Origin of the sequence: Promicromonospora sp. NPDC060204 (assembly GCF_042728455.1) — a bacterium.
Classification (GTDB): domain Bacteria; phylum Actinomycetota; class Actinomycetes; order Actinomycetales; family Cellulomonadaceae; genus Promicromonospora.
Genome location: NZ_JBHWZO010000324.1, coordinates 1 through 6,184 on the forward strand (window position 1 = coordinate 1; position 6,184 = coordinate 6,184).

Genomic DNA, 6,184 nt, shown 5'->3' on the forward strand with positions numbered 1-6,184 from the left:
CCCTTTGAGGCCCGGGTTTCTTCGCTTTGGCGCCGTCCAAAGCTAAGGAACCTGGGCCTCAAAGGGGAGTTCACAAATCAGCCGAGGCGGACCGTGACGGCCCAGCCGTCCCAGTCGTCGTCCTGGTCAGCCAGGTCCTGGGCCGCCGGGTCCTGGGCCGCCGGGTCCTGGGCCGCCGGGTCCTGGGCCCGGTGCTCCTGGGTTCCCACGTGCTCGTGGCCGCGCATCCGGCACCACGCGGGGACGTCGTGCTTGGCGGCGGGGTCGGTCGACAGGACGGTCAGCTCCGTGCCCGCGGGCAGGCCCTTCGCGGCCGCGGCGAGCCGGATCACGGGCAGCGGGCAGCGCAGCCCGCGGGCGTCCACCAACGTGTCAGACACACAGGTCACTCTAGTGACCTGTACGTCTGAGACCGGCGACGTTCGTCAGAGGCCGCCGACGCCCAGCATCTCCCGGACCTTCGACACCGCGCCCGGGAGCACCGCGCAGAAGCGGTCGACCTCGTCGGCCGTGGTGGACCGGTCCAGGGCGATCCGCACGTTGCCGTGCGTGAGCACGCCCATCGCCGCCAGCACGTGCGACGGCTCCAGCGTGCTCGCGGTGCACGCCGACCCCGAGCCGACGGCGAACCCGAGCCGGTCCAGCTCCGTCACGAGCGCCTCGCCGTCCACGTAGAGGAACGAGAACGTGGCCACGTGGGGCAGCCGGTCGTCCGGGTCGCCCACCACCTCGACGTCGGGGATGCGGGACACCTCGGCGCGCACGCGCTCCACCAGTGCCCGACGACGGGCCTCCTGCGCCACGCGGTCGGACTCGACCGCCTGCAGCGCCACCGCGGCGGCGAACGCGAGCGGCACGCTCACGCCGCCCGGGGCCCACGGGTCCTCGTCCTCGGGCCCGACGGGCGCGGTGCGCACGCGCTGCCGGACGGCGAGGACGCCGACGCCGGCGGGTCCGCCCCAGTCGGCCGGATCGGCGGCGAGGAGGTCCCAGGTGCCGGGCACCGCCACGTGGCCGACGCTCGCGCCGGCGTCGACCAGCAGCGGGACGCCGGCCGTGCGGGCGGCGTCGTGCACCGCCTCGACGGGCTGGATCGTGCCCACCTCACCGTTCGCGTGCTGGAGCGCGGCCAGCGCGACACCGGGCGCCCGGACCGCGGCGACCATGGCGTCGACGTCGACCCGCCCGAGCCGGTCGACGGGCACGGGGCCGGCCGGCAAGCCCACGGGTTCGGCTCCCCGGGAGGCCAGACTCGCCGCGTGCAGCACGGCGGCGCGCTCGACCGCGCTGACGACGACCGCCGAACCGGCGCGCCGTCGGGCGGCGGCCGCCGACGCGACCGCGGTGTGGAGGGAGGCCGTGTGGCTCGGCGTGAACCGGACCTCCTGGGTGCGCGCGCCGAGCACGGCGGCGATCGCCTCGCGGGCGCCGTCGAGCAGCCGGGCCGCGCGGCGGCCCTCGGCGTGCAGCCGGCGCGGGTCGGCCCAGCCGTCGGCGAGGGCCTGCTCGAAGGCCTGCCGGGCGAGCGGGTGCCACGGGGCGCGTCCGCCGTTGTCGAGGTGGACCCGCTCGGGGATACCTGGGGTGGCGTGGCTCACACGTCCTCCTGCTGCTGGGTCCTGGCTCGTCCGGCGGCTCACCAGGGGCCCGGTGGGGGCCTGATCTCGGGTTCTGACGGCGGGCCTGCGGCGTGCCGCCGCCGTCGTCCACCTGATCCTCGCACCCCCGCCCGCCGGTCCGACGCGGCGATCGTTCTGACACGACTTGGGTGGGTGTCCTGAACAGCGTCGATGTGTGCCCGAGGTGCGGAGTGCGTCACGTTCCCGTGAGGGCCTTCCGGGCATCATCAGGCCCCGGAGCGCGCTAGGCTGCATCCCATCGAGGACGAAGGTTCTGCGTGGAGCTCGGGAGGAAACCGGTGCGACGCGCCGGACGAGACGTGAAAGGCCTCCCTTGCACTCGAAGCCACCTACCCGCACCCGGCGGGCCATCCTGCGTGCGTCGGCTCTTGCCGCCGCAGTCGCAGTGCTGGCCTCCGGCTGCGCAAGTGAATCCGTCCAGCGCGGATACCTGCCCGGCTACAGCGACGGGGAGGTGACTAACCAGACCGAGCGCATCACCGACCTGTGGGTGGGCTCGTGGATCGCTGCTCTCGCCGTGGGCATCGTGACCTGGGGCCTGATGCTGTGGTGCATCGCGGCCTACCGGAAGCGCAAGGACGACCACCAGCTCCCGGTGCAGACGCGCTACCACCTGCCGCTCGAGCTCATGTACACGGCCGTGCCGATCATCATGGTGCTCGTGCTGTTCTGGTACACCGACCGCGACGTGACGGCCATCAAGACCGTCGACGGCACCGCGACCGAGCACATCCAGGTCATCGGCAAGCAGTGGAGCTGGGACTTCAACTACCTCGACGCCGACGTGTACGACTACGGCGAGCACGAGGCGGACCCCGGCAGCGTCACGGCCGAGGACGAGCTCGACGGCGCCGTCGGCACCTCGACGTCCTTCCCGACGCTCTACCTGCCGGTGAACGAGACGGTCGAGTTCACGCTCGACTCGCGTGACGTCATCCATTCGTTCTGGATCCCCGCGTTCCTGTACAAGCAGGACATGATCCCGAACCGGACCAACACGTTCCAGGTCACGCCGACCCGTGAGGGCACGTACGCCGGCAAGTGCGCCGAGCTCTGCGGCGAGTTCCACTCCGGCATGCTCTTCAACGTGAAGGTCGTGTCCGCCGAGGAGTACGACGCCCACATGGCGGAGCTCGAGGCGAAGGGTCAGACCGGCTCGCTCGGCATGGACCTCGCCCGCACCGCCGGCCCGGTCGACAACCCGGCGGCAACTGAGGAAGAGGAGGCTGGGCACTGATGGCCGCAGCGACCACGACCGAGCTGATCCCGGGCCTGGCGCCCGGGAGGCAGACGCTCGGCCGGACCGTCATCAAGTGGATCACGTCCACTGACCACAAGACGATCGGGTACCTCTACCTGATCACGTCGTTCATCTTCTTCTGCATCGGCGGCCTGATGGCCCTGCTGATCCGGGCCGAGCTCTTCGAGCCGGGCATCCAGCTCGTGCAGAGCAAGGAGCAGTACAACCAGCTCTTCACGATGCACGGCACCGTGATGCTGCTGCTGTTCGCGACCCCGCTGTTCGCGGGCTTCGCGAACGTGATCATGCCGCTCCAGATCGGCGCGCCCGACGTCGCGTTCCCGCGTCTGAACATGTTCGCCTACTGGCTGTTCCTGTTCGGTGGTCTCATCACCACCGCCGGGTTCCTCACGCCGCAGGGCGCCGCCTCGTTCGGCTGGTTCGCGTACGCGCCGCTGTCGACCACGACCTACAGTCCAGGGTTGGGTGGAGACCTCTGGGTCTTCGGCCTGGCGCTGGCCGGCTTCGGCACGATCCTCGGTGCGGTCAACTTCATCACCACGATCATCACGATGCGCGCGCCGGGCATGACCATGTTCCGGATGCCGATCTTCACCTGGAACACGCTGGTCACCAGCCTCCTGGTGCTGATGGCGTTCCCGCCCCTGGCCGCGGCCCTGTTCGCGCTGGGCGCCGACCGCCGTCTCGACGCGCAGATCTTCAACCCGGAGAACGGTGGCGCCATTCTCTGGCAGCACCTCTTCTGGTTCTTCGGGCACCCTGAGGTGTACATCATCGCGCTGCCGTTCTTCGGCATCGTGTCCGAGATCTTCCCGGTCTTCAGCCGCAAGCCGATCTTCGGCTACACGGGCCTGGTGTACGCAACCATCGCCATCGCCGCGCTGTCGGTGACGGTGTGGGCCCACCACATGTACGTGACCGGCGCCGTCATGCTGCCGTTCTTCGCGTTCATGACGATGCTCATCGCGGTGCCGACAGGCGTGAAGTTCTTCAACTGGATCGGCACGCTCTGGCGAGGAAAACTCACGTTCGAGACACCGATGCTCTGGTCCATCGGCTTCCTCGTGACCTTCCTTTTCGGTGGCCTGACCGGCATCATCCTGTCGAGCCCGGCGCTGGACTTCCAGCTCTCCGACTCGTACTTCGTGGTCGCGCACTTCCACTACGTGGTCTTCGGCACCGTCGTGTTCGCGATGTTCGCCGGCTTCTACTTCTGGTGGCCCAAGATGACCGGCCGCATGCTGTCGGAGCGGCTGGGCAAGGTGCACTTCTGGATGCTCTTCGTCGGCTTCCACACCACGTTCCTCATCCAGCACTGGCTGGGTGTGGAGGGCATGCCGCGCCGCTACGCGGACTACATGCCGCAGGAGGGCTTCACCTGGGAGAACCAGGTGTCCACGATCGGCGCGTTCATTCTCGCCGCCTCGACCCTGCCGTTCTTCTGGAACGTCTACATCACCTGGCGCAAGGCGCCCAAGGTCACGGTCGACGACCCGTGGGGCTACGGCCGCTCCCTGGAGTGGGCCACGTCCTGCCCGCCGCCGCGGCACAACTTCGCCTCGCTCCCGCGCATCCGCTCGGAGTCGCCGGCGTTCGACCTGCACCACCCCGAGGTCGTCGCGATGGAGCACCCGGAGTACAACCGCGGTGTGCTCGACAACATCTACGGCGAGGCCGACCGGCGCGGTCAGGACAAGCAGGCCCAGCAGCGCGCCGCGCACGGCGGTGGCGAGTCGGGTCAGAGCAGCACGACCATCGTTGACCAGCCGGACGAGGGGACCAGCAAGTGAAGATCGAGAGCCGGCTGTTCCTCTGGGGCACGCCCTTCTTCGTCCTGGCCGGAGTCGTCTACGGCTTCATGACGGACTGGCAGGAGCCGGTCGGCTTCCTGGGCATGCCGCTGGTCGGCGCCCTGGTGGCGATGATCGGTGCGTACCTGACGCTGACGGCCCGGCGCATCGACGCCCGGCCCGAGGACGACCCGAACGGCAACATCGAGGACGCCGCCGGTGACCAGGGCGTGTACGCACCCTGGAGCTGGTGGCCGCTCGCGATCGCCGGCTCCGCCGCGATCTGCTTCCTCGGCCTGGCCGTGGGCTGGTGGGTGCTCTACATCGGCTTCTGCGTGGCGATCATCGCCCTCGTGGGCTGGGTCTTCGAGTACTCGCGGGGCATCCACTCGCACTGAGAACTTCCGCTTCAACGACCGACCCGGCGTCGGAACGTGCCCTCACCCGAGGGCGCGTTCGGATGCCGGGTTTGTTCGTTTCACCCGCTAATTCACCCGCGGATGACGAGGTGCCGGCCGCCGACCGTGGTGAGATCGAACGTTCGCTGGCCGGTTCCCCGACGCAACCTGTGCGTCGCCCGGAAAGCGCGCAGGAAGGTCAACAGTGCGTTACTCCAAGACGGTGGTGCTGGCGACGGCGGGCGTGCTCGCCGTCGGTCTCGGCGGCTGCGCGGCGAGCTCGAACGGCTCCGCTGACGAGGCAGCTCCCACCGAATCGGCGCAGGCCCAGGTCGAGCTGACCCAGGCCTCGTTCGTCGAGGAGCTCACCGCGGCGCAGACCGAGGCGGGCACCGTCCACATGTCGATGGGCTACTCGGGTGCGGGAGCGGAGGAGGCCGGACTGGCCGGTGCTCCCCTCGAGGCCGACATCGTCCTGTCCGACCCGAAGAACCCGGCGATGGCGATGACGACGGACATCGAGGGCGAGACCGCCGACATGGTCCTCTTCGACGGCGACTTCTACATGAACATGGGCGAGACGACGTCCGGCAAGTACCTGAGCCTGACCGAGGCGGGCGAGTCCGACAACCCGATGGGCATGCTCTTCAAGGGCATCGGTGACGTCATGCGGAGCAGCCTTGAGGACATGGACCCGGCCGCACAGCTCGAGGGCATGGAGGAGGCCATCACGTCGTTCGAGAAGACCGGCACGGAGGCCGTCGACGGTGTGGAGACGGACGTCTACACGCTGCTCGTCGACCCGGCCAAGATGACCGGCCCTCAGGTGGAGGACATGCCCGAGGACGTGCTGGCGCAGATGGGCGAGATGGAGATCGTCTACAACGTGGACGAGGACAACCTGGCGCGTGCGCTGGTCATGACGATGGACGTCGAGGGCAAGCCGCTGGTGGCCAGCGGCACCTTCTCCGGCTGGGGCGAGCCCGTCGACGTGGCCGCCCCGACCGGCGACCAGCTCGTCACCATGGACGAGCTGACCGAGGGCATGCTCGGCTGACGATCGGTGTACCCGTGCGGCGTGCCGCACGGGTACAC

At 69.5% G+C, this 6,184-nt stretch carries 6 protein-coding genes; 4 read left to right on the top strand and 2 right to left on the bottom strand.

Features of this window, described 5'->3' with window-relative positions:
• Nucleotides 1–77 precede the first annotated feature (77 nt).
• Both ACFWEJ_RS26160 and ACFWEJ_RS26165 read right to left on the bottom strand, forming a co-directional pair.
• Entirely contained in the window at nt 78–380 is a 303-nt protein-coding gene (locus ACFWEJ_RS26160; protein WP_377232098.1) for a sulfurtransferase TusA family protein, read from the bottom strand.
• Nucleotides 381–425: 45 nt separating this feature from the next.
• Nucleotides 426–1,598: a cysteine desulfurase family protein gene (locus tag ACFWEJ_RS26165; protein WP_377232099.1), complete on the bottom strand. Its 1,173-nt coding sequence runs from the start codon at nt 1,596–1,598 to the stop codon at nt 426–428.
• A 355-nt stretch (nt 1,599–1,953) separates the two neighbouring features.
• Between ACFWEJ_RS26165 and coxB the strand changes: the two genes are divergently transcribed.
• From coxB to ACFWEJ_RS26185, 4 genes are all read left to right on the top strand, one after another.
• Entirely contained in the window at nt 1,954–2,877 is a 924-nt protein-coding gene (coxB, locus tag ACFWEJ_RS26170) for a cytochrome c oxidase subunit II (RefSeq protein WP_377232100.1), read from the top strand.
• Nucleotides 2,877–4,691: a cytochrome c oxidase subunit I gene (gene ctaD / locus ACFWEJ_RS26175; protein ID WP_377232101.1), complete on the top strand. Its 1,815-nt coding sequence runs from the start codon at nt 2,877–2,879 to the stop codon at nt 4,689–4,691. Before coxB ends, ctaD begins: the two co-directional genes overlap by 1 nt.
• Nucleotides 4,688–5,089 (top strand): cytochrome c oxidase subunit 4, encoded by a 402-nt coding sequence (locus ACFWEJ_RS26180; RefSeq protein ID WP_377232102.1) that lies wholly within the window; start codon nt 4,688–4,690, stop codon nt 5,087–5,089. Before ctaD ends, ACFWEJ_RS26180 begins: the two co-directional genes overlap by 4 nt.
• Before the next feature lie 205 nt (nt 5,090–5,294).
• Nucleotides 5,295–6,146, top strand: a complete 852-nt coding sequence (locus ACFWEJ_RS26185) for a hypothetical protein (protein ID WP_377232103.1) — start codon at nt 5,295–5,297, stop codon at nt 6,144–6,146.
• The last annotated feature ends 38 nt before the right edge of the window (nt 6,147–6,184 follow it).